The organism is Paenibacillus puldeungensis (genome assembly GCF_042678945.1).
Lineage (GTDB): Bacteria > Bacillota > Bacilli > Paenibacillales > Paenibacillaceae > Fontibacillus > Fontibacillus puldeungensis.
Map to the genome: position 1 here is coordinate 333,474 of NZ_JBHTLM010000002.1, position 22,050 is coordinate 355,523.

Sequence of the window (22,050 nt, forward strand, 5' to 3'; positions counted from 1 at the left end):
ATGAAACCGATCGTTAGAGAGCATATTCAGCAATTGGACGTATCGCTTGGCGGAGGCATCGTCAGCGATAAAATTCGAGTAGATACGATTGATAACCCAATCCTCATTATCGGTCTTGGCGGGACAGGGATAGATGCCCTGCTTCGTTTGAAATATCAAATCAACCGCAGATTCAGACTGCCGGAGGATCCATTGTCCAAGAAAAAACGCGATAAGCCGGACAATGTGGAATTTCTCGCTTTTGAGACCAACGAGCAGGACCGCAGTAAAAGGTACAAAGGCATCGGGCTTGATCCGATCAATGAATTCGTGCTGCTGTCCAATCCGGAAATCGGCGGTCTGCTGCAAAACCGCAGCATTTTGGAGCCGTACATCACGGATTGGCTGTCGCCTGAGCTTAGCATCACCGACGGGATGAACGGCGCGGCAGGTGTCCGGCAGGCGGGACGGCTGCTTTTGTTTACGAAGATTAACCAGGTCGTGCAGGCGATCGACAAGAAGATCAAAACCTTGTCCGTAGGCACAAACAAGAAGCTGATGGTGTTCTTGCTTACCGGCTTGTCCGGCGGTACGGGCAGCGGCTGCTTCCTCGACATCGCTTATATCGTGCGGGGCATTATCGAGCGCGACCATGGCTCGGCCGGGATTGACCGGGTGAACATTCTGGGATATTTGTTCACGCCGGATATTAACCTGTCCAACAAAAGCCTTAGCGAGCATACGCGCGAGTACATTAAGAAAAATGGTTACGCTGCGCTCAAAGAGCTTGATTACTGGATGAACGTGGATCATCGCGGCGAAAGATTCAAGCAGCAGTACGGCAATATTTTGAACGTAAATTCTCCATTGCCTCCGTTTAATTTGTGTCATTTGATATCGGCTACCAATACGGAGGGCAAGCTGCTGGAAAATGCCTATGACTACTGCATGAACGTTACCGCGGAGAACATTACGAACTTTATGGCTAATGAAGAGAAGCAGTCCGGCGAGGAATTTGCCATCCATGACTATATCAGCAATATCCGCACGAATATCGCGCAAATGAACAAGGTCTATCCGGCCAACTATGAATACAACATTATCGGGGCCTCCTCGGCGGTGCTGCCGATCGAAGAGATGACGACCTACTTGGCCTATCGTCTATTCGATAAGATGGAGAAAATGTTCCACCAAGCTCCGACTCAGGAGGAAGTAGAGAAGTTTGCCCGCAAGCTGGGCGTCGATTTGGACAGCATCGTCAAGGCCTTTGAAGCGCGCGTGCCCGAGCCGCTTCCAGGTTTCGAGAATAGCGAGCGGCTCAGCTATGCCAACGTCGTGAAGACCCAGGTCGTGAACATGGATACGGAGCTGGAGCAAACCTTTCTGGCCCGGGCCAGAGAAGAGTATATCAAGGCGAAGAAACAGCTGCCCGGCGAGATGCTGGAGCAGTTCAGCGATCAGATTCGCCGTTTGTTTTTGCATCCGGAACAAGGACCGTTTTATGTATCCCGGCTGCTTTATACGGAGAAGGGCTTCTGCCTGATGAAGATGCTGCTCTCCTATGTAGAGGCGCTACGTGAGAATCTTGTGCGCATTCCCCGCGATATTGAGGCGGCGCAGGATCTTTCACAAGAGAAGCTGGGTGACGCGAAGAGCGCATTTGTATCCAAGGAGAAGAAGAAGAACGCCTATATTGAAGCGAAAATCAATGAATATTGGCTCCATGCGGATGTAGAGCGCACTGAGCAAATGATTGAATTTTATGAGGATCTGTACGACCTGCTGAATCGGGAAAATAACCGCATTTATAGTGTGTTCACAGAAATCCTGAACGCGCTCAGCTCGATTTTCTCCAAAAACGGGGAGATTTTAACGAGCGGCGAAGAGCAGGTGGATCACAAGGGCAATAAAACATACTATTGGAACATTGTCAGCGTGCCCGATATTTCCAAGGTGGTCAGCGGGATTATGGAGCAAAAGGATTCCGATGATCTTATTCGCGATTTTGCGTCTGAGCTTCTGGACCACTCGAATCAGTGGATTAAGGAGCAGGACATTGATATTGTCAGCTCCATATCCGATTTTCTTTCTGAAAAATTTGGCGACCTCATTACGAAATCGATGGAAGATTTCCTGATTATCAAATACGGACAGGATGAGCCGATTGAGAAATTCGTCGAACGGCATATTGCCAGCAAGCTGGATGAAGAGGCCGTGCCGGTATTCCATTTGTCGAACAGTACGGGAAATCTGCATTTCCCTTCCTGGGGTTTTGTATCCGTACCTGTGCAAGCGCCGAGCATCCTGAAAGGGATTCGCAACTATCAGAATAATGCGATCGGCAAGTCACATTTCACAGTGAAGGAAAGTGAAGTGAAGAACCGTATTTTCTGGCTGAATACACGCAACGGGGTGCCGCTGTTTGTTTACACGCCGCTCAAGGTTTATGAGGAAAGCTATGAACGGACGATCCTGGATAAAGAAGGAATTGGACGCCACCTGGTACAGACTGAAAAGAATAACTGGACTTACCTGCCATCTCCGATTCCCGAGAAGTCCTGGGGCGATACTTACGTCAACTCACGGGTGCAAAGCTATAATGCACGCGTGCGTGAAGAGTTTACAAAAGCTCTCGCGCTAAAAGTAGTTGTTGAAAAGGATGAGGATCAAAACACGAGCAGTCGCTATTCGGTGGTGCTCACGAAGCCGTTCTCCCTTCAAGATAAGCTGGCAGCGTACGATATGCGTCTGGAAGCGCCTAAACCGAATTTGGGTGAGGTGAAGCGGGGTGCTGTTGAATTGAAGCGGCTGCTTGCAGAGGGACTTCCGCAGGAGAGTGCGAAGGATATTTTCGGAAGCATTAATGAAGACCTGGCCCAAGAGAATTTGATTCGCTCACCGCAGTTGATTACTGTTGTGCGACAGGAGATTGCCAAATACGACGAAATCGCGGCGATGGCGGCGAAGCTGGATGCGGTGCTGGAGCAGTATCAGGATGAAGAGAAGTGGCTCGAAGAGTTCATTGAGGCGATGTATACCGGAACAGTAACGAAAAAAGGCGCGCTATATGTATACGACCGTGATCCGGAAGAAGAGGCCTGGGAGCCTTTTGCCAATCTGATGAAGAGCCAGAACTATGTAGAGTACGAAGTGTTCGCTCATTTCAGAGGTCTTGAAGAGAAGAACCACAGCGCTCTCATGCGTAAATCGTCAAGACGGGCGGCGGAGCTGACGGCTTCCGAAAATATCGAGCCGCTCATGCAAACGCTGGATGAGTTGGCCGAACGATTCCGTGAGGGGCGGGACTCGCTGGAATATGAAAAAGTCGAGCTGGCGAACGGTGAAGATATGTATCAGTTTTACAAGCAGGTTACTACGAAGCTGAACGACATTCGCAGAAGGCTGAAATAATGGTTAGGCAGAAGCTGGAGCAGTTTGCTGCCGAATATGACCGGGCTGAAGAGCGGCTTACTGGCAGAGGCGATGACCAGAGCAGCATTCATTATCCCGCCGTGTTTCTGTTTATCGGGGACAAAAGCCGCGAGGCCACTCAGCCGATCATGCAGATGAATGAGAAGAGATGGGAAAACAGCGAGGGATTGATTTATATGTACGCAGGCTCTGCCGGGGAGCCTGCTACTGCTCGTCTGTTGGAGTATCATTTTCCCGAGATGGTCAAAAAGGATGCGGACTCGCATAAGCTGCGTCCTGAAATGTACCGGCAGTTTTATGCCGACAAGCAAGGCTTGCCGGAGCTTAACCGAATATTGAGGGAGGCCAGCGGATCGTTAGCGGAGTATGGAAGACTGTACCCGTCTTTTGATCGGGTTCGTCTTTCGATCATTACGCGGGTCGATGATCCGCTTAATGTGTTTGTTCCGGAAATATCGCTGCTCGCAGAAGCGATATTTCGCCAGTCGTTCAAGGCGGTGCAAATGGATTTGTACGCCTTGATTAACGAACGGGAAGGGGCTGAAGCTTTTGGGTACAGCAGCTCCCTTGGGGTGGCATTCCTGCGGGAGCTGAACCTGATGCAGCAGCCGGATTTCCAATTCACCGCCCCGCTGCATGTGACTGAAGATGGACTTTCTATCGCGGTTACCCATCCGCCTTCGCCATTATTTGACCTTGTTTATATTTTGTCGGATCGCGATGAGCGGGGAATCGCCTCAACTGATGGAATGCAGAGCTGCTACGAGGCGATTTCCCATATCAGCCTGCTTAAGAACAGACATGATAAGGACCAACCGTTTCACGCGAACAATGCCGCTTACAATAACACTTCTTTTAAAAACAACATTATGACGGAATCCGGGCGGCAGGGCTTTGTATCCGCCGGATTATCCAAGGTGAAACGGCCCAATCAGTCGATCGCGCATGCCGTGTTATATCACTTTTACAGGGGCTTGCTTGCAAGAGTGAAGCAGGAACCCTCATTATCTAATGCGGAGAAGCTGACTTTCTTCGGAGTGGATGGAGCGGCCTTGGATCGTGCTGCCGGGCAAATGATGCCCTTGGAGGAGCGCTTAGAAGAAATGCATGGCTTGATGACGAATGACATCAGCTATGGGGCTATTCGCAAGCTGTCCCTGAAGGAAGCCGAGGAAGCTTTGTTCGGTGGCGGTGGTGAAGCCTTCTTCCGCAGCAATTTTCAGGAGGAAGCAGCACGGCGCTTACAAGAGTTTCGTGCTGTTGAATGGCTCGACGCAGCGATTAAGCAGTCCCTTTCCCGTTATCCTGATGTTGGTGTTTTCGCCTTGGCTGCATGGACGGCGGATGAGACGACAAATGGTTCAACAGGAATCGTCGATCAGCTTAGAAACAGCCGGAGAGAAGTGGAGATGCTGCTGGCATCGGCCAAAGCCGAGTTGGAACAATTTCGGCAGGGCCGGGTGGAGGAACAGGGCATTCCGCGCCTCCCACTTATGGATCGGCACAATTTGCGAGCCTTGATTCGTTATTTGTTCAGCCAGGTATATTCCAGAAAGCGGGAAATCCTGATGCTGGAAACGAAGCTTATGCTGATCGTTAAGCTTGAAGAAGCGATTCTGCAATTACACGATCGGTACCGAGCCGTGACCCGGCAGCTCGAAACGATGGAACAAATGCTGCATGACACGGCGCTCGGCAGTATTAAGACCGCAGATGATTACATCGGACAGAACATTATGGAGTACTATGAGCGGGTCACCGCAGACATTATGGAACAGTGGGAAAGCAAGCGGGGAAGACAGGCGTTTTTTGCTGATAGCGCGATGGGGGATTCCCGCCGTTTGCTGGAGCATGGGATCGAGGGGCTGACGGATCGGCTCATTGAAGTGTGCCGCATGACGATTCTAACGTCACCGATGTTCTCGCGTACGTTCGAGGAAGAATTGCTGCAGCGGGCTAACGTGACGATTGAATACGGCAACAAGACCGTACTCACTAAGGAAGAGTTGTTTAAGAAGCTGTACCGTATTTTGGAGGACAATGCCGCGATCCAGCTTCGGCTGTACGATTACACCCAGGAGCACCGTTATGAGGAAAAGTACGTATTCGGCGACTATTCAAGCGAATTCGTACAGTACATTTTCCAGGCCGATGAGTCGTCCAGAATTTACAAGCTTGGATGTGTGCATGAGAAGCGAAGCAGCGGGGTGGAGAAGCTGAATCTGATGGGCGGCTTCCATCCTGAGGATCTGATGTATTACGTGAATGGAAAAGTATACTATGAAACTTATATCAAAAACGGGTATGAGTTTCACGGAATCGACAAATCCGGGCTGCCTGAGCTTTGAGATGACTTTTTGAACTACCGGTTCAATAAAAGTGCAAAAAGTCAGGTTTTGAGCACCGAGAAGGTTGGATGAAGCTAGGGACTGAGTAGCGGAGCGTAGATAGATCTACGTGAGCAACGGAAGGCCCGGCTGAATTCAAGATTCGATGTCGAGCCCTCTTCTTGACCTGCTTCGTGATCGAAAGATGACTTTTTGAACTACCTCTTTTTGGAAGGAAGTGCACAAATGCAGCGTAAAATAAATTGGCTTCTGGTGCTGTTCAGCCTTATCGGCGGGGCTATTGGGGCTGTGATCGGCGAACTGCTGCTTGGGGAGCTTTCAGGCAGACTGCCCGGGTTTGTTGTGATTGGGCTCTACTTTGGCATCCTAGCCTTATCCATCGGGATTTGCTGTCTGATCGCGGAAACGATCTCCCCGCGGCTGAACGGTGCATCTTGGAGGCAACGGTATGTCGGTACTTCATGGAAGCTGCTCGTTCCGGTCACTTTGGTTATGCTTTTGTTAGCGGGTGCAGCCTTTGAATTTTTATATGAGCTGAATATAAACCGGGCGAAAACGGTTAAAGATATTGTCCTGATTATCGATAATTCCGGGAGCATGCATGAGACCGATCCCGATGATCACCGTTATGAAGCGGCAAAATCCCTGATTGGAAAAATGGATAGCAGCAAGCAGGTTGCGGTCATTGTGTTCAATGATCAGCCTGAGCTCATCCAGCCTTTTGTCCGTGTGCGCGATCAGGGTGCCAAAGATAAGGTATACGCCGCAATTGATGAGCTTAAGCCTACGGATGCGGGAACAGATATCGGCGAGGCGCTGCAAGCCTCGATGGAGCAGATCAAAGGGCAGTCCGGCTCAAGAGGTGCTATGGCGATCCTGCTATCAGACGGGGTCAGCGACGTCAATCTGGCGAAAGTGCTGCCGGACTACAAGGATCGAGGCGTGGCCGTAAATACTATCGGTCTTGGTCTTAGCGCCCCTGGCGGCAATGTGGAGGGGGCAGAACTACTCAAAGAAATCGCCTCTCAGACAGGTGGACAATATTATGATGAAGCGGATGCGTCTAATCTAACTTTTGTATTCCAGAAAATTTATGACAACCTGGATGAACGTACTTTAGTTACGGAACGTACTGGGACGATGGAGAATAGTCCGTACTATATGATACTCCGAATCGTGTTTGTACTCGGACTTGGGGCGCTCATTGGCTTAGCGCTGGGAATGATGTTCGATAACCGGCATTTAGCTAGAAGCTTTACGATTGGCGGAGCCGTATCGGGTTTACTGGCGGGTATCCTGCTGGAGCAGAGCCTCGGCGGCTGGCCCGTGGGGGACGCTATGATCCGGTTATTAGCCTGCCTACTTCTTGCGGCTGTGATGACGATGTTCACCTTTGTCGTGCCGATTGAAACGAATGGTGCTCGGGCCGCCATGCGTCGCAGAGGAGCTGCGATTCAGAACGGCGCGTCCGGAAATCAGGAGCCTGTCAGAAATAGGCGTAATAGTGGATTCTAAAGACGAAGGGAGGGTGAGCGATGCGGTTCGTCGAGGCGGAAGAGGGCTTACCGTTCATAACTCAGCTTAGTTACAAGATCGATGAGGATCGCTGCAAGCTTCAGTGGCAGTGGCCTGAAGGAATCCAGGCCGTTTATATCGATAAAAGGTCTACAGGTCGGGAGCAGCAGGGGGACTATCGCTACCCTCCCTCTACCTCTGGATTGAAGCTGTATACCCGTGAAGAATACAAAGCGGCGGGAGGCTATTATGACCGGATAGACACGATTGGATGGATCGCCTACACGGTTTATGCCTGCATCATGGATGATGGCGACAAACGCCTGGTCTATCAGCCTGACGCACAGAACAACGTGGAATTCAGCACGGGCCGGGCCAAAATCCGCTATTCTATTTCTCATAAGAGCGGCCTGCTGCGAAAATATAAGACGGTGCAAATATCGGTGCTTGCAGAAGTAGAGATTCCTAAAGAAGCGCTTTGTTATGTGAAAAAGCAGGGCAATTATCCGGTAAGTTTAGATGACGGCACAGTATATCCTTTTCTGAGAGATTTCCCGCCGGGCAGAAGTACATTGCCTCCGATTGAGGTGGGAAAGAACGATTTCGTAAGGCTGTTCTTCACCGATGGCCCCAAATACGGAAAATTGTATGAGCTGATTCCGGAATAAATGAAGTGCTATATAAGCTGAACATAAATGATTGGACGGATAGAGGCAGACGGGTGAAATGTTTCTTACGATCGCTGTTGTTCCCGAATTTCTATGATTAAATAAATCATGGTAGAAATCCGGGAACAAAGGCGACCAAGGCATATGCTTCCGAAGTAGCTTTCTTACAGAAAGCTTTTAGCTTCTTCAGAATCATTTCACCCAGGTTCAATATTCTAAAATGTGTATGGTTTAGAATATTGAACCCTCTTGCCTGTATTCCGTACCTTTTTTAGTTCAGCATATATAGCAAGGAGGAGGTAACACGATGGGTCTGTTTGATTTGTTTAAAAAGAAATCCCACGCCGAAGAGCGGCCGCTATTTTATGCTATTGTCTGCCCTTATTGCTTTAGTAAATTCGAGCCGGACGAAGTCGTATTTAGAGCGACGCATCATCGTGAAGATGATGAAGATTACGCGCTTGGCGAGGACGAAGTTCTTAACAAATACAGGGAGAGATTTGGTCTCGATACCGTCTACGATATGGAGGCTATTTTGCGTCCCCAAGACGTTCCTGAGGAGCATTTGATTTATTCGGATCATGTTCTGGTCGGTCTGAATGACCGATACGGGGAAGTAACACGGCGCAGATTATGTCCGCATTGCCATAATGAGCTTCCGGTAACTGCTGGCAAGGTGCCGAGCAATATTATATCTATTATCGGGGCTTCCCAGGTGGGGAAATCCGTTTATATGACTTCACTGATTCACACGCTGCAGAATATGACGGCAGATCATTTTGACGCGGCCTGCATGCCGCTAAACGCCGAAATCAGTCGAAAATTCCGCACATTATATGAAGAGCCACTGTTTGAGCGCGGCGATCTCTTGGCATCAACACAGAAAGAGAAAATGCAGGAGCCGTTTATTTTTCAGTTCGTATTCAAGGATGAATCGAAGCCTCCGCTAACGCTTGTTTTCTTCGATGTTGCGGGTGAAGGAATGGTCGATCAAGATTATCTTGGTTTGCACGGGCAGCATATCAAGAACTCCTCCGGCCTGTTGTTCATGGTCGATCCGCTGCAAATCCGTTCGATTCGGGAAAAAATCCGCATCAATGTTGGAGATCAGCCGGGGGAATGGGTGTCGCAATACGACGAGCCACGTGATGTGGTACTGACGATGTTCGGGGATTTTATCGCTTATGAAGACAAAGGGAAGACAGATATACCGACCGCGGTTGTGTTGACGAAGAGCGATATGCTTCACTCCTTAAAGGATGAAGAAGGAGAGTATATTAAATCGAACAGCAACATTTTCAATAATGTGGTGCATCGTAAATATTTTAATATCACCGAATTTGAAAATATCGATGGTGAAATTCGCCGCTTTATTGAGAAGGTGGACCGCCCATTCAAAGGCACGATGGACGTCTATTTCAAAAATACCGGGTATTTCGCGGTATCTGCGCTCGGTAGTAATCCAATTGACCAAAAACTGCAAAATGTCGTGCAGCCGATTCGCGTGGACGAACCGTTTATTTGGCTGCTATACAAATTGAACTATATTGAGGGGAGAGATTGATCATGAGGCAATTCTCTCCCGTAATGATTCAGCAGCAGCTTTATACCCGCGAGCGGAGCGGTATATTTCGTGGAACGGAAGGCTTTGATACGGTCGCAGCTTCGGACGGTCTTGACCCCATATTCATTAAGAAACAGCTTCATCCGTTCTGCGGGTATGATGCTCCTGCCGAATTGACCTCTCGGGGTATCAAGGAAGCTGCCAGTTACCCGCCTGCAATTCATTTATTTCATGCCGAAGGCGGGGAAACGGTACTGGGGCGCAGCGTATATCAGCCGGTGGACTTTACTGGCCTGCGCAGCGCGTTTCTTACGCATAATTACGTCATTCCGTCCGCCCGGCTGGATGAAATCGTGACCGATTATGGCCGTTATCTTGAAGCGGATTTTGCCGAGAAATACTACCCGGAAATTGGCCGGGAATTGCCGGAGCTGGAGAACCTTCCGCAGATGTCGGAAAGACCGCAGTATCAGCCGAGCCCTCTCTTCGGTCTTCCGGCGGGGAAACTGCTGGATGAGCTGAAGCTCGGCGAGCAGGGTTTTAAACGGCTGCTGTTTGCCGTAATGACGGCTGTCGGAGAAGGAAGAAAAAAGGTGTATGTGGCGCTGGATGTTCCACCGGAACAGATTTCGCAATATGCCCTGGCGCTACTTAAAGTGCTGTTCGCCTGCCTGCCGTTCGAGCTGCGTCGACGCATAGGATTCATTACATATGCCAAGGAGCCGCAGAGTCGAAAGTTTATCCATCTGCAATTTGTGGAACGCGGCAGCCTCCGCCCGGGTGACCGGGAAATTGAAAAGGAATATGTATTCGATCTCGCTTCAGGACGGATGCCACAGGACGAGGTGGATGAAGGAAGACAGCCCTATCTCGATTTCGTTTGGAGTAGGCTCGGCGAGCTTGAAAGCCTGAAGGAGTTTCACCGTTTTGCGGATGATATGCTCTCGGGAAGAGAAATGCAGAGTCGGGCATTGTTATCTGTCTACCACGAGCTATGTGTGTTTTATCAGATTGAAGCGGATCGTTGGGATTTATATGAAAATCATAAGCTAACGGTGCTGCGGGGCTTGCTCAGTTATCTGGAGCCCGTAGGCTCGGCGGATTCCATAATTCGGCTGAATGATATATTTCTTGCCGCCTTTGACCGGGAATTTGACAGGGTCAAGCAGCAAAATATAGCTGAACTTGAGGTAGTGGAATGCTTCCGGGATTATTACCGGCTGGATCGCAGAAATTATGGCCCCAAGCTTGTCAACTATTTGATTCTTGCCATTAACAACACGTTGACAGAAGGCAATACGGAACTTGCCTATTCGTTGTACGCTCTAGTCGAGAGCCAGCCTGAATTGAGTAGGGCCTTTTTTGACACGGTCCTGAAGCATGGCGAGCTGTCTACCCGGTTGTTTGAGCCATATATTCAGAATAAGCTTGCGGAAGCACATGAGCCTAAAGAGGTTCTGAACATTGTGCATGGCTGGGCAGTGGCCCATTCCGAATTGATGCGGAACGCTTCATTTAAGGAATGTGCTGCTACTGGACTAACAGAGAAGCTTCGTAAGCAGCAGAGTTTATTGCCGGCCGTACATATGGTGCTGGAGAATATCGGAAAATGGAAGGAAACGGATTTACTTGATAGTGGGATGACGTTGGCGGATTCGGAACTGGTGGAGCGGCTCTCGCTTACAGCCAAGGGTCTGCTTCTGGATCAACTGGAGCTGGACAAGCTAACCCGGGATCAGGTGGTATCCGCGGCGTTTTTAGGCAAAGCGGATGCGTTTGCCGGTCTGCAGCTTGAGGGGCGTCAGCGTAGTCTGGTTGCCATGCTGCAGGTGCTGTACGAATGGTTTACTCAGCGTGATCCGAAGGAAGATATTTTTCGGAAATTGTCCCCAGGCGACAAGAAGCGGGTTCAGGAGCTTGGTCGCAGATGGCTGCAGTCCAGTATCGAAGTGGCGCAGTTTGGGAGAATCGTGCTGGCGTTCCAGCAAGAGGCGGATCATGGTCCAGCCACTTATAATCAAGTGTTGGACTATCTCCAGCGGTATGCACATGAAAAGGAGACAATTTACGAGTTCATGCTTTGGTCGCAAGGCCAGCCGTGGTTTTTGGAATCCCGAGCTATTGCTCCTGCATACTCCTCGGCGATTTTGACATATTTTGAAAAACATGACCGAGACGCGTTTAAGAGTAAGGATTACCGGAACCGCTACTTCGGTAAAGCGGGAGCACAGCTGGCGAAGGTATTTGCCGGGGCACAAATGGAGTTATCCTCGCCGCTCAAACGATTTCTAGCGCAAAATGGGAAAAAGGTCAGAATGACCCTGCTTATTTTAGCCTCTTGCCTTGTTGTAGTTGCGGGTGTCTTAGTTGTCTTGCAGCAGCAAGGGGTCTTTGAACCAAAAGCGCCTGTTGAAGCAACTCCGCCGCAGGCTCCAGCTTCATCTCCGGAACCTGAAGTGTTTGTTTATGCCGACAAAGTCATAGGTGGAGACGGAAAGGAAACGACTTCGCTTGTTTTTCTGTTTTCCGGGGAAGATCAGTGTAAGGCTTTTGTTCCCTCTGCATTGACAATCGAGTCACCGGGCAAGTCCGCACAGCAGTTTATGAACTTGAAGTACAAGGCGAGCTGTGCGGTTGAGAGTAATGGCACCGGTAATGCGGGGGCGCCCGAAGGGGTAAATCAAGGAGCCGACGACAAGAAAAATGCCACGAAAACGGAAGGAAAGCAGGAAGCCAGTCAATCCGATAAATCCGGGCAATCCGGAAATACAAAAACCGATGCCACTGACTCCGCCGATAAAACCAAAGCAACCGACACAAAAAATAAAACCGCAGCGGATAAGGCCGTCACTTCTGACGCCAATAAGCTGGGTGACGCTTCTAAGCCCGATAAGTCTGCCAGCGCAAAGAACGACGTAACGAAGGATGTTTACCCTCGTGTCATAGTATCATTGGGCATGAAGCTGGATGTGCCAACGGGCAGTGTGATCAAGCTAGCTGATCAACAGTTTACGGTCATCACCCGCGAAGAGGCCGAGTCCAAGCTCAATCCGATAGAGATGCCGAAGAATTGAGTGCGTGCAAACATAAGAAACAAAATGGCACAGCCCTCTTCAGGCCGTCTCGAACGTAGTAATTGCATTTTCTACACTTAAAAAGTGCCATTATGGATAATCTGGAAATTTAGTTGTAGAAAGTACAGCTAATAGGATGAAAATTGCTGTTTCAGGCCCAATTAGCCCATTTTAGCTGCAGGTTTTGCAGTTAAAATCTAGAAATCCGCAATTCGCCCGAAAATAGCTGTACTAAATGCATTTAGCGGTGAATTCTGGAGAATCGACTTGAATGCGCATGACAGACAGATGCAATAACAGCAATATAGGACAGGTGGGCAGCAGACTCCGACTCTACAATAGAGAAGAAGGGATACTTCTAAGGAAAAGAGGGGTTTTGTGAAGACTTACCAGGGGTTAGACTTTGAGAAAATAACTGAAGAAGATATTCATGTCCTTACACCGATCATGAAACGTGCGTTTGACGAAGATACCCGTATTCATCTTGGAGAGGAGAGCGGCGGTCCTCCTGGATACGATAATGGTGACTTTTTACGAAAATATGCATTAAACAAAGATTCAACCTCATACAAAGTTTCGAAGGACGGAAATGTCATCGGCGCAATCATTCTTTGGATTAATCATTCAACTCATGAAAACTTCCTTGGCAATATTTTTATTGATATTGAAATGGAGAATCAAGGGGTTGGCAAAAAGGTCTGGGAATTTGTTGAATCTGAGTTCCCCAATACTAAGGTATGGAGGACGGAAACTCCGATTTTTTCTCGCAGAAACCATAATTTTTATGTTAATAAATGTGGCTTCCATGTTGTGAAAATAGAGAATCCAAAAAGCGTCGACGAAGGCAGCTTCATTCTTGAAAAGAGAATGAAATAGTCAATGAGCCGAGGGCGCTGTCCTTGTAACTATATATGTTGAACTAAAGAAAGTGCGGAATATAGAACAGGCCTCCGTCCGGATTTCCGGCGGAGGCCTGCTCGTTCTGCTTGCCTGGCTGCATTAACTCGTTTTCGATTTGTTATAAATGTCGAAGGCTACCGCAAGGAGTAGAACCAGACCCTTGATTCCTTGCTGCCAGTCTACGCCAAGGCCAATCAGAGACATACCGTTGTTCATGACGCCCATAACCAGACCGCCGATGATAGCGCCGATGACGGTACCGATCCCGCCAGAAGCGGAGGCGCCGCCGATGAAGCAGGCTGCGATAGCATCAAGCTCGAAGTTGATGCCGGCTTTTGGTGTAGCGGAGTTCAAACGAGCGGCGAAGATAAGGCCAGACAGAGCTGCCAAGGCACCCATGTTCACGAATACCCAGAACGTAACTTTCTTCGTCTTGACCCCGGACAGCTTGGCGGCTTTTTCGTTGCCACCAAGTGCGTAGATGTGGCGACCGGCGATCATGCGGTTCATGACGAAGGAGTAAATTGCGATCAGGAAGAACAGGATCACCAAAATGTTTGGCAAACCGTTGTAGGTAGCCAATACAAACGTGAAGATGTTGATAATAGCAACCAGGATAATGATTTGTGCAGCAAATATCCAGAAGGGCGGAGTTTCAAATTGATACTTGATTTGGGTACGGCGTTCGCGCACTTCTTGCCAGATGTACAGTACCGAGAGAATAATCCCAAGGGCGATCGTCAAGATGTGCAGGTTCTGGCCACCAAACCAGTCGGGGATAAACCCGGAGCTGATTCGTTGAAACGATTTTGGGAAAGGAGCGATCGACTGACCACCGAGTATAATCATCGTTAGACCACGGAAGAGAAGCATGCCGGCTAGTGTGACGATAAAGGCCGGTATTTTTACATAGGCGATCCAGTAGCCCTGCCAGGCTCCGATCAGTGCTCCGGCGGCGAGGGAGATGATGACCGCCAAGTATGTTGGCATTCCCATATCGATCATCATAATCCCGGCCAAGGCGCCGATAAAGGCGGCGACAGAACCGACCGAAAGGTCGATATGACCGGTAATGATGACGAGAACCATCCCGATGGCCAACACTAGAATGTAGCTATTTTGCAAAATCAGGTTTGTTATATTGAGCGGTTTCAGCAGGATTCCGTCCGTCAAAATTTGAAACAATACGGTGATAAACACCAAGGCAATAATCATGCCGTATTGGCGTATATTTTTTCTAAAAAGCTCTGTAATTGCTTGCATTCTGTCTACCCCCTGCCTCGTGTCATAGATTTCATTAGTACTTCCTGTGTGGCATCCTCACGGTTTACTTCACCGGTGATTCGACCCTCGCTCATCACGTAAATCCGGTCACACATCCCGAGAATTTCCGGCAACTCCGAAGAGATGAACAGAATGCCTTTTCCTTCGTCTGCGAGCTGGTTCACGATAGAGTAAATTTCATATTTGGCCCCGACGTCGATCCCGCGTGTCGGCTCATCGAGGATAAGTACTTCCGGCTGTGCATAAATCCATTTGCTTAGCACAACCTTCTGCTGATTACCTCCACTAAGGTTCATGGTTTTTTGCAAAATGCCGGGTGTTTTGATATTCAGCTTTTTCCGGTACTCCTCGGCGACGAGCACTTCTTCTTGCTCATTGATGACGCCTCGGCGAGATAGCTTCTTAAGACTGGTCAACGAAATATTTCGTTTAATATCGTCCATCAGAATGAGGCCGTAGTGTTTTCGGTCCTCGGTGACGTAAGCCACCCCATGCTCAATCGCATCGCTAATGCTGTTGAGATGAACTTCCTTGCCATGCAGGAATAGCTGTCCCTTGATGTGCTTACCGTAAGATCGTCCAAAAATACTCATAGCCAACTCGGTTCTTCCGGCCCCCATGAGGCCCGCGATCCCGACGATTTCTCCCTTACGGATATGCATGTTGATCTGCTCCAGCACCTTGCGATCTTCCTGCTGCGGATGAGACGCTTCCCAGTTTTTAACCTCGAAAATTTTGTCTCCGATCTTCGGAACGCGCTCTGGATAACGGTTAGTCAAGTCCCGGCCAACCATCCCTTTAATGATGACGTCCTCGGTTACTTCGTCCTTCACCATGTCCATCGTTTGTATTGTTCTGCCGTCTCGCAAAATGGTGACCGAATCGGCCACTTTTTTGATCTCATTCAGCTTGTGTGAAATGATGATTGAAGTGATTCCCTGGTTTTTTAGCTCCAGGATGAGGTCCAGCAGGTTTTCGCTGTCGTCTTCATTCAGCGCCGCCGTCGGTTCGTCCAGAATCAGCAGCTTGACCTGTTTGGACAACGCCTTGGCGATTTCCACCAGCTGCTGCTTGCCGACACCAAGTTCGATAACCTTCGTAGCCGGCGATTCGTCTAAGCCTACCGTTTTAAGCAGCTCTTTTGTTTTGATCGTCGTTTCATTCCAGTTGATAATCCCGCGGTTGTTCTGTTCATTGCCGAGAAAAATATTTTCCGCAATCGAAAGATAAGGGATCAGCGCCAGCTCCTGATGGATAATGACGATGCCGAGATCTTCGCTTTGCTTAATATCCTTAAATTCGCAAACGTTTCCTTTGAAAAGAATGTCGCCCTCATAAGATCCGTGCGGGTAAACACCGCTGAGTACTTTCATGAGTGTAGATTTGCCGGCACCATTCTCTCCGCAGAGTGCGTGAATTTCGCCTTCCGCTACTTTCAAATTCACATTACTGAGCGCTTTAACACCCGGAAATGTTTTGGTAATGCCTCTCATCTCCAAAATAATGTCGCGCAAGTGTCATCACCAGGCCTTTCTCCTCGTTGTACAAAAGTTTACGGCGGCGCGGCCGAGTAGACCGCCCGCCGCGAGTTCGGAGCTGAATCGTTCGTGTCAGTGATCTAAACCTTGATGATCGGCGAATTACAAGCCAAGTTCGTCTTTGCTGTAATACCCGGTTTCAACCAATTCCTTCTCAATATTGCTCTTATCTACAGATTTAGGGGCGATCAGGAAGGAAGGAACCACCTTCACACCGTTGTCGTAAGTTTTCGTGTCGTTGACCTCAGCTTCTGTACCTTCGAGAATGCTTTGTGCCATAGAAACGGCTTTCTTAGCAAGCTCACGTGTATCTTTAAAGACGGTTTGCGTTTGTTCGCCAGCCAAAATGGACTTGACCGAAGGAAGTTCTGCATCTTGACCGGTAACGATTGGTAGCGTTTTGTTGCCCGATCCGTAGCCTACACCTTTAAGGGAGGACAGGATGCCGATACTGATGCCGTCATATGGAGACAGAACGGCGTCCAGCTTTTCCGTCGTGTAGTGCGCGCTTAGCAGGTTATCCATCCGCGATTGAGCGGTAGCGCCGTCCCAGCGCAGTGTAGCGATTTGTTCCATCTTGGTTTGGCCGCTGCGTACAACCAGCTTGCCGGAATCGATATATGGCTTCAGTACAGACATTGCGCCGTTATAGAAGAAGTAAGCGTTGTTGTCATCCGGCGAGCCGCCGAACAGTTCGATGTTGAACGGTCCTTTGCCTTCTTTCAGACCAAGCTTATCTTCAATGTAAGAAGCTTGGAGCACGCCTACTTTGAAGTTGTCGAAGGTAGCATAGTAATCCACGTATTCGCTGTTCATGATCAAACGGTCATAAGCGACGACCTTGATGTTTTGATCGTGGGCTTTTTGCAGAACATCAGTGAGAGCGGCCCCGTCAATGGAGGCGATAACGAGAATTTTGACGCCTTTCGTAATCATGTTCTCGATTTGGGAAACCTGGTTTTCGACTACGTCTTCCCCGTACTGGAGATCCGTTCCGTAGCCAAGTGCTTGAAACTCCTTAACCATGTTGTTGCCGTCGTTAACCCAACGTTCCGACGATTTCGTCGGCATAGCAATCCCTACAGTTCCTTTTTCTCCGCCACCACCGGCACCGGCGTTGTTCTTAGCGCCGCCGCATGCGGTCAAAGAGATCATCAGAGTCAAAGCCAGCAGCAATGCAGTAATTTTTTTCATTCGCTTACCCCCTGGTTATTTGGTTATTCAACTGTCATTTAAACAACGTTCCGACGACTTCGTCGGCTTGGCGATCCCGCCAATTCCTGTTTTTGCTGCTCTGGTACCGCCCTTTGCGTGCCGCAAACGGTAAGTATAATCCTCAGAGCCCTAGCCAGTAGCGGTACAGTAATCTCTTTGTTTAGCTTACCCCCCTGGTTATTTGGTTATTCTTTTGTTTTGGATGCGCTTACAGTTGGAGTATAGCAAGGAACTAGGGGGGGCGTATTTACAATAAAGCTACTCTTTTTATAAAAAACAAACTAACTTTTGTGGGGGGAAGGGGGAGTTATTCCGATTTGCGGTCCTCCCCGTTAATGGCTCCTTTGCGGTATTGAAGGGGGGAAATTCCAGTGTTACGTTTGAAGGCGGTGCTAAAATAGTGCTGCGTTTCGTAACCAACTTGTTCTGATATATCGTAAATTGTCATTTCAGTGGAATTTAACAATTGAGCTGCTCTGCGGATACGAATCTGCGTCAGGTAACTATTAAAAGATACACCTAACTCCTGCTTGATCATCCGGCTTAAATAGACAGGGGAGGTCTGCAGGTCCTGGGCCATGGCCTCCAAAGTCAGCCCACTTTCTCCGAAATGCTCCAGCATGTATTGCTTCGCCCGGCGGACTAAGGGAGAGACAGCCGTTTCCTTCAGCACGGCGGATTTGCATTTGCGGTAAACGGCAGGCAGATGCATCATATCGCCGTTTCCTTCAGCCAGGTGAATGTCCACGGCGATCTTCAAATAGGTTCTCACTGACGAGCTGATTTGGTGAAATTTTGCCTCGGCCTCATAGTTCCAGAGCAAAACGATGATAAAGCCGAACAAATCACGGAAAATAACCTTGGTGTAAGGGGAGAGCAGCTCGGATGCGATGTTCTCCACGGCAAACAAATAGAGCTGCCGCTCATCTTCCTTCAGGGCCATCTGGGAGGCGGTCGGCTCAGGGAGTCGAATGACGCCGAGCCAATGCGGGCATTCGGAAGGCAGCTTTAGAAACTGCAACTGCTCCATAATTTCCGCAGTCGTCATGTTGCCTTCCATCCATTCCTGGCAAAACCGCTCGCGCAGCAGGGGGTAGCTGCGTGCAATTTGCCGGGAGGCGCTCAGTAAATGCTGCTGCTGCACCGCTTCCTCATCCAGCTCGTCCCGAACCTGACACAGCACCTTTTCGAGCTGGGCCGGGTTTGCCGGTTTCAGAATATAGTCCTTAACTTGAAAACGAATTGCTTTCTGCGCATAGGTAAACTCGTCGTGGCCGGTAATAACAATAATTTTGCAGTCCGGAAGCGCCTCCCGGACCCGCTTCATCAGCTCGATTCCGTCCATAATGGGCATATTCAAATCGACGAGCAGAATATGCACGGCATAATGGACCGCCAGCTCCAGCGCTTCCTCGCCGTCCTCTGCTTCGGCCACAACGTCCAGGCGCAGCTTATCCCAATCTACGCTTTCCCGAATTCCTTCCCGAATAATCATTTCATCATCGGCAATGAGCACCTTCCAGCGATAGTCTGAAGACGTATCGTCTCCGAGCCCGCCGATCGATTCAATCTTTGTTTCCTGGTTCTCGTTCATCATCGATCCTCTCCCATCGACTAAGGTTATCCCGAATCAGGGGATGGGTTACCGTAACAACCGTGCCTTGGCCTTCTTCGCTTTGAATGGTCAGGCCGTATTTAGTGCCAAATGTCAATCCGATCCGAGCCTGCACATTCATCATGCCGTATCCTTTTAAATCACCGCTGTTACCTTGCTGAGACGGCTGCAAAGGGGTGTGCATCGCGTCCGCTTTTACAACGTTATCGATTTTTTTCTGCAGGGCCGACAATTCTGCTTCTGACATACCTTTCCCGTTATCTCGAATCGTCATAATTAGATCGTTTTCGCTCAGCCCAGCCTCGATCCATACATGGCCCGGGCCGCGTCTTTCTTTGATGCCGTGATAGATGGCATTCTCTACGATCGGCTGCAAAACAAGCTTCAGCACATACACCTCTTGAATTTCAGGGGCGACATGGATCGTGTAATCCAGCTTGTTCTGATAACGCACATGCTGTATTTGCAAATAGCTGCGGATGTGCTCGATCTCATCGCTCAACGGAATAATGTCGTTGCCTTTACTAAGGCCGATCCGGAACAGCTTCGAGAGCGATTCCGCCATCTCGGCAATGTCCTCGGCGCCCTTCTTCCGGGCCATCCAGTGGATCGTATCAAGCGTATTGTACAGAAAATGCGGCTTAATATGCGCTTGCAAGCTGCGCAGCTCGGCTTCCCGTTTTTGCCGCTCCTGAAGCTCGGTTAATGACAGAAGTCGGTTTATTTGCTGCAGCATGGCATTGAAGCGACGTCCCAGCATGCCGATTTCGTCCGAGCGGTCGCCCCAATGACGGATCGCCAAATCCCCAGATTCCGCTTTCTGCATAAAGGAGGCCAATTGGTCGATCGGTCTGGATATCGAATAGGCCAGAAAGAACGAGGCAGTCATCCCAAGCAAGCAGACGGTAAAGACGAAGCTGACAACATAGAAGCGGATTTCCCGCATTTCGGCCGCAGAGTCCTTCAAGGCGAAAACTCCTACCGTTGTCCATCCCGTAAACGGGGAAACCCGGTAAATATATTGCATATCCCTTCCGCCTACTTTTTCGGAATAGGTACCTGAACCATTTTTATTCAGCTTCGCTAGCGGGATTCGGTGGATATAGGGGTCCGACGGTGCATAAATAAAACCCCCATTGCCGTCCAGAACGGTTAAATAGCCCGTTTTTCCAAGTCTTACGTCTTGAGCCGTTTCCGCGATTACGCGCAGCTTCAGGTCAATCAGCACAACTCCCTTGACCTTTTGGGTATCCGGGTCCAGTATAGCCCGGACGACGGAAATGACTTCGCTGCCTTTGTAATTGACGTGGGTTGTCACGTTACGTTGGTACGGGTGGCCGAGTATTTTGAAAATCCCGTTGTTGCGCACAGCTTCTTGATACCAAAATTCGTGGGTGAGGCTGTCCGATGTTCTCGCGTACATCTCGTTGCTGACGTAGTCTCCGCGGCTGTTTACGACGAGCACGCCGGCCACTTCTGAATAAAGCGTCGTAAATCCTTGCAGAAATTGCCGCATTTCGTAATGGTCCGTAGCCATATCGGTGTCCGCACCGTTTTGACGAATCGCTGTTCCGGGTTCCGCATTACCTGCAAGAAATTGCTGTACCTCTGGATTAAAGGAAATAAAGAAGGTGATATTCTGCAAATTTTCCACATAGGTTTCGAGCGTTTTATTTACCTTGCTGATCAACTGCAGTGTATTGTCTGTCGTTTGGCGTTCAATGATCCGTTCTACCGTCCAGTTCGTCAATAGCCCCAGACCGATGGAGGGCAAAATGCTGATCAGCAAAAAATGAATGATTAATTTATAGCGGATCGGCAAATTGTTGAACGCCAGGCGGCGTAGTTCCCATTTCGATTTATTTAGCATAGTAATCCGTCACATTCTGTCTTGTCACGACGGTAATGCCGGTATCCACTTGCGTTGGTACAAGCTTGGAGCCGGGGCTTTGCGGTGTATTCAGCCCATGCTTTAACGAAAATAAAAACTGTAGAGACCAATACCCCATATTCCAGGTGCCTTGGGCCATCGTGGCGGAAATGTCACCGCTTCTGACAAGATCAAGCGTTCCTTTATCAGTGTCGAAGCTAATGATTTTCGGCCGGCCGTTTCCTTCGTAGGAGCGTACCGCTTCTGCTACGCCGATGCCGCCATTGGCCTCTGTTGCGAAAATACCGGATATTTCCGGATGATCCCGCAATATTTCCTCAGCGGCCTTCCGGGAGACCAATTGATCACCTTTGCCGTTCTTAATCGTTACGACCTGCATGTCTTGAAACTCCCGGGATATTGTATCGGTAAACCCATCGGTGCGAGCTTGGTGGTTTTGCTGGTTCGGCGTCGTCACTACCGCGACCTCTCCGCGCTGCCCGGTCAGCTCGGCCATTTTGCGAGCGGCCTCTACACCGGCGGAATAGTTGTTCGTGCCAAGGAACGAATAAGCTTTACTGCCGGCGGCATCGGAATCGAACAAGACGACCGGGATGCCCGCCTCGACCGCCTTGTTGATCGTGGGTGTCAGATCCACTGGGTGAATGGCGGATATAGCAATGCCGGCTGGTTTTTTGGCAATCGCCTGTTCCAGGACAGTGATCTGCTCATGGATGTCGCGCTGGGTCGCGCCGCGGTATTCTACCGAGACGCCCAGCGCCTGAGCCGCATCCTCGAAACCCTTCAGCCCGCTTTTCCAATAATCGATCCCTCTTTGAAAAGTGATCATGACGTATCTTTCATCAATTTCCCCGTGTAGGCCTCCGGTCATCCATGGCTCCTCGGCCCGGCTCTGAGCACGGTAATCCAGCACATACAGCAGGAAACAGGCAACTAGCAGCAAATAAACGATCCACAATTTTTTCATGATGAAACCCCTTTCACAAAACGGGTGAGCAAACAGAGATAAAACAGTTATAGATCATCA

General features: G+C 49.5%; 13 protein-coding genes. 7 read left to right on the forward strand and 6 right to left on the reverse strand.

Translation table 11 applies throughout. The features are described 5' to 3' along the window. From ACFQ3W_RS04165 to ACFQ3W_RS04195, 7 genes are all read left to right on the forward strand, one after another. On the forward strand, positions 1-3,390 hold the full coding sequence (locus ACFQ3W_RS04165) for a tubulin-like doman-containing protein (RefSeq protein WP_379316911.1): 3,390 nt from the start codon (positions 1-3) through the stop codon (positions 3,388-3,390). Next, positions 3,390-5,759 (forward strand): transcription initiation factor TFIID, encoded by a 2,370-nt coding sequence (locus ACFQ3W_RS04170; protein ID WP_379316913.1) that lies wholly within the window; start codon positions 3,390-3,392, stop codon positions 5,757-5,759. Before ACFQ3W_RS04165 ends, ACFQ3W_RS04170 begins: the two co-directional genes overlap by 1 nt. Before the next feature lie 225 nt (positions 5,760-5,984). Further along, positions 5,985-7,274, forward strand: coding sequence for a vWA domain-containing protein (locus ACFQ3W_RS04175; protein WP_379316915.1), 1,290 nt, complete (start codon positions 5,985-5,987; stop codon positions 7,272-7,274). A gap of 20 nt (positions 7,275-7,294) precedes the next feature. Further along, positions 7,295-7,942: a beta-mannanase gene (locus tag ACFQ3W_RS04180; RefSeq protein WP_379316917.1), complete on the forward strand. Its 648-nt coding sequence runs from the start codon at positions 7,295-7,297 to the stop codon at positions 7,940-7,942. A gap of 307 nt (positions 7,943-8,249) precedes the next feature. Then, positions 8,250-9,506 (forward strand): hypothetical protein, encoded by a 1,257-nt coding sequence (locus tag ACFQ3W_RS04185; RefSeq protein WP_379316919.1) that lies wholly within the window; start codon positions 8,250-8,252, stop codon positions 9,504-9,506. Between the two features lie 2 nt (positions 9,507-9,508). Continuing rightward, positions 9,509-12,580, forward strand: coding sequence for a GAP1-N2 domain-containing protein (locus tag ACFQ3W_RS04190; protein ID WP_379316921.1), 3,072 nt, complete (start codon positions 9,509-9,511; stop codon positions 12,578-12,580). 378 nt (positions 12,581-12,958) lie between these two features. After that, positions 12,959-13,456 carry a GNAT family N-acetyltransferase gene (locus ACFQ3W_RS04195; protein ID WP_379316923.1) on the forward strand — a complete coding sequence of 166 codons (498 nt, stop codon included), beginning with the start codon at positions 12,959-12,961 and terminating at the stop codon, positions 13,454-13,456. A 123-nt stretch (positions 13,457-13,579) separates the two neighbouring features. Here the strand turns inward: ACFQ3W_RS04195 and mmsB are convergent, their stop codons facing one another. The 6 genes from mmsB to ACFQ3W_RS04225 all read right to left on the reverse strand — a co-directional run bounded on the left by mmsB (position 13,580) and on the right by ACFQ3W_RS04225 (position 21,990). Further along, the gene (gene mmsB, locus ACFQ3W_RS04200; RefSeq protein WP_379316925.1) at positions 13,580-14,743 is read right to left on the reverse strand and encodes a multiple monosaccharide ABC transporter permease; all 1,164 of its coding nucleotides are present in this window, start codon (positions 14,741-14,743) and stop codon (positions 13,580-13,582) included. Positions 14,744-14,748: 5 nt separating this feature from the next. Next, on the reverse strand, positions 14,749-16,278 hold the full coding sequence (gene mmsA / locus ACFQ3W_RS04205; protein WP_379316927.1) for a multiple monosaccharide ABC transporter ATP-binding protein: 1,530 nt from the start codon (positions 16,276-16,278) through the stop codon (positions 14,749-14,751). Between the two features lie 126 nt (positions 16,279-16,404). Further along, the gene (chvE, locus tag ACFQ3W_RS04210) at positions 16,405-17,496 is read right to left on the reverse strand and encodes a multiple monosaccharide ABC transporter substrate-binding protein (protein WP_379316929.1); all 1,092 of its coding nucleotides are present in this window, start codon (positions 17,494-17,496) and stop codon (positions 16,405-16,407) included. A gap of 328 nt (positions 17,497-17,824) precedes the next feature. After that, entirely contained in the window at positions 17,825-19,111 is a 1,287-nt protein-coding gene (locus tag ACFQ3W_RS04215; RefSeq protein WP_379317213.1) for a response regulator, read from the reverse strand. Next, complete coding sequence (locus tag ACFQ3W_RS04220) at positions 19,083-21,002, reverse strand: cache domain-containing sensor histidine kinase (protein WP_379316931.1); 1,920 nt, start codon at positions 21,000-21,002, stop codon at positions 19,083-19,085. The genes ACFQ3W_RS04215 and ACFQ3W_RS04220 overlap by 29 nt, the downstream gene beginning before the upstream one ends. After that, on the reverse strand, positions 20,992-21,990 hold the full coding sequence (locus ACFQ3W_RS04225) for a substrate-binding domain-containing protein (protein ID WP_379316933.1): 999 nt from the start codon (positions 21,988-21,990) through the stop codon (positions 20,992-20,994). The genes ACFQ3W_RS04220 and ACFQ3W_RS04225 overlap by 11 nt, the downstream gene beginning before the upstream one ends. Between the last annotated feature and the right edge of the window lie 60 nt (positions 21,991-22,050).

What these genes read in the sequence shown, in the direction of transcription:
- ACFQ3W_RS04180 (WP_379316917.1), top strand. Translation starts at nt 7,295, where the DNA reads ATGCGGTTCGTCGAGGCGGAAGAGGGCTTACCGTTCATAACTCAGCTT.
- ACFQ3W_RS04185 (WP_379316919.1), top strand. Translation starts at nt 8,250, where the DNA reads ATGGGTCTGTTTGATTTGTTTAAAAAGAAATCCCACGCCGAAGAGCGG.
- ACFQ3W_RS04170 (WP_379316913.1), top strand. Translation starts at nt 3,390, where the DNA reads ATGGTTAGGCAGAAGCTGGAGCAGTTTGCTGCCGAATATGACCGGGCT.
- chvE (WP_379316929.1), bottom strand. Translation starts at nt 17,496, where the DNA reads ATGAAAAAAATTACTGCATTGCTGCTGGCTTTGACTCTGATGATCTCT.
- ACFQ3W_RS04220 (WP_379316931.1), bottom strand. Translation starts at nt 21,002, where the DNA reads ATGCTAAATAAATCGAAATGGGAACTACGCCGCCTGGCGTTCAACAAT.
- ACFQ3W_RS04175 (WP_379316915.1), top strand. Translation starts at nt 5,985, where the DNA reads ATGCAGCGTAAAATAAATTGGCTTCTGGTGCTGTTCAGCCTTATCGGC.
- ACFQ3W_RS04190 (WP_379316921.1), top strand. Translation starts at nt 9,509, where the DNA reads ATGAGGCAATTCTCTCCCGTAATGATTCAGCAGCAGCTTTATACCCGC.
- ACFQ3W_RS04165 (WP_379316911.1), top strand. Translation starts at nt 1, where the DNA reads ATGAAACCGATCGTTAGAGAGCATATTCAGCAATTGGACGTATCGCTT.
- ACFQ3W_RS04225 (WP_379316933.1), bottom strand. Translation starts at nt 21,990, where the DNA reads ATGAAAAAATTGTGGATCGTTTATTTGCTGCTAGTTGCCTGTTTCCTG.
- mmsB (WP_379316925.1), bottom strand. Translation starts at nt 14,743, where the DNA reads ATGCAAGCAATTACAGAGCTTTTTAGAAAAAATATACGCCAATACGGC.
- ACFQ3W_RS04215 (WP_379317213.1), bottom strand. Translation starts at nt 19,111, where the DNA reads ATGAACGAGAACCAGGAAACAAAGATTGAATCGATCGGCGGGCTCGGA.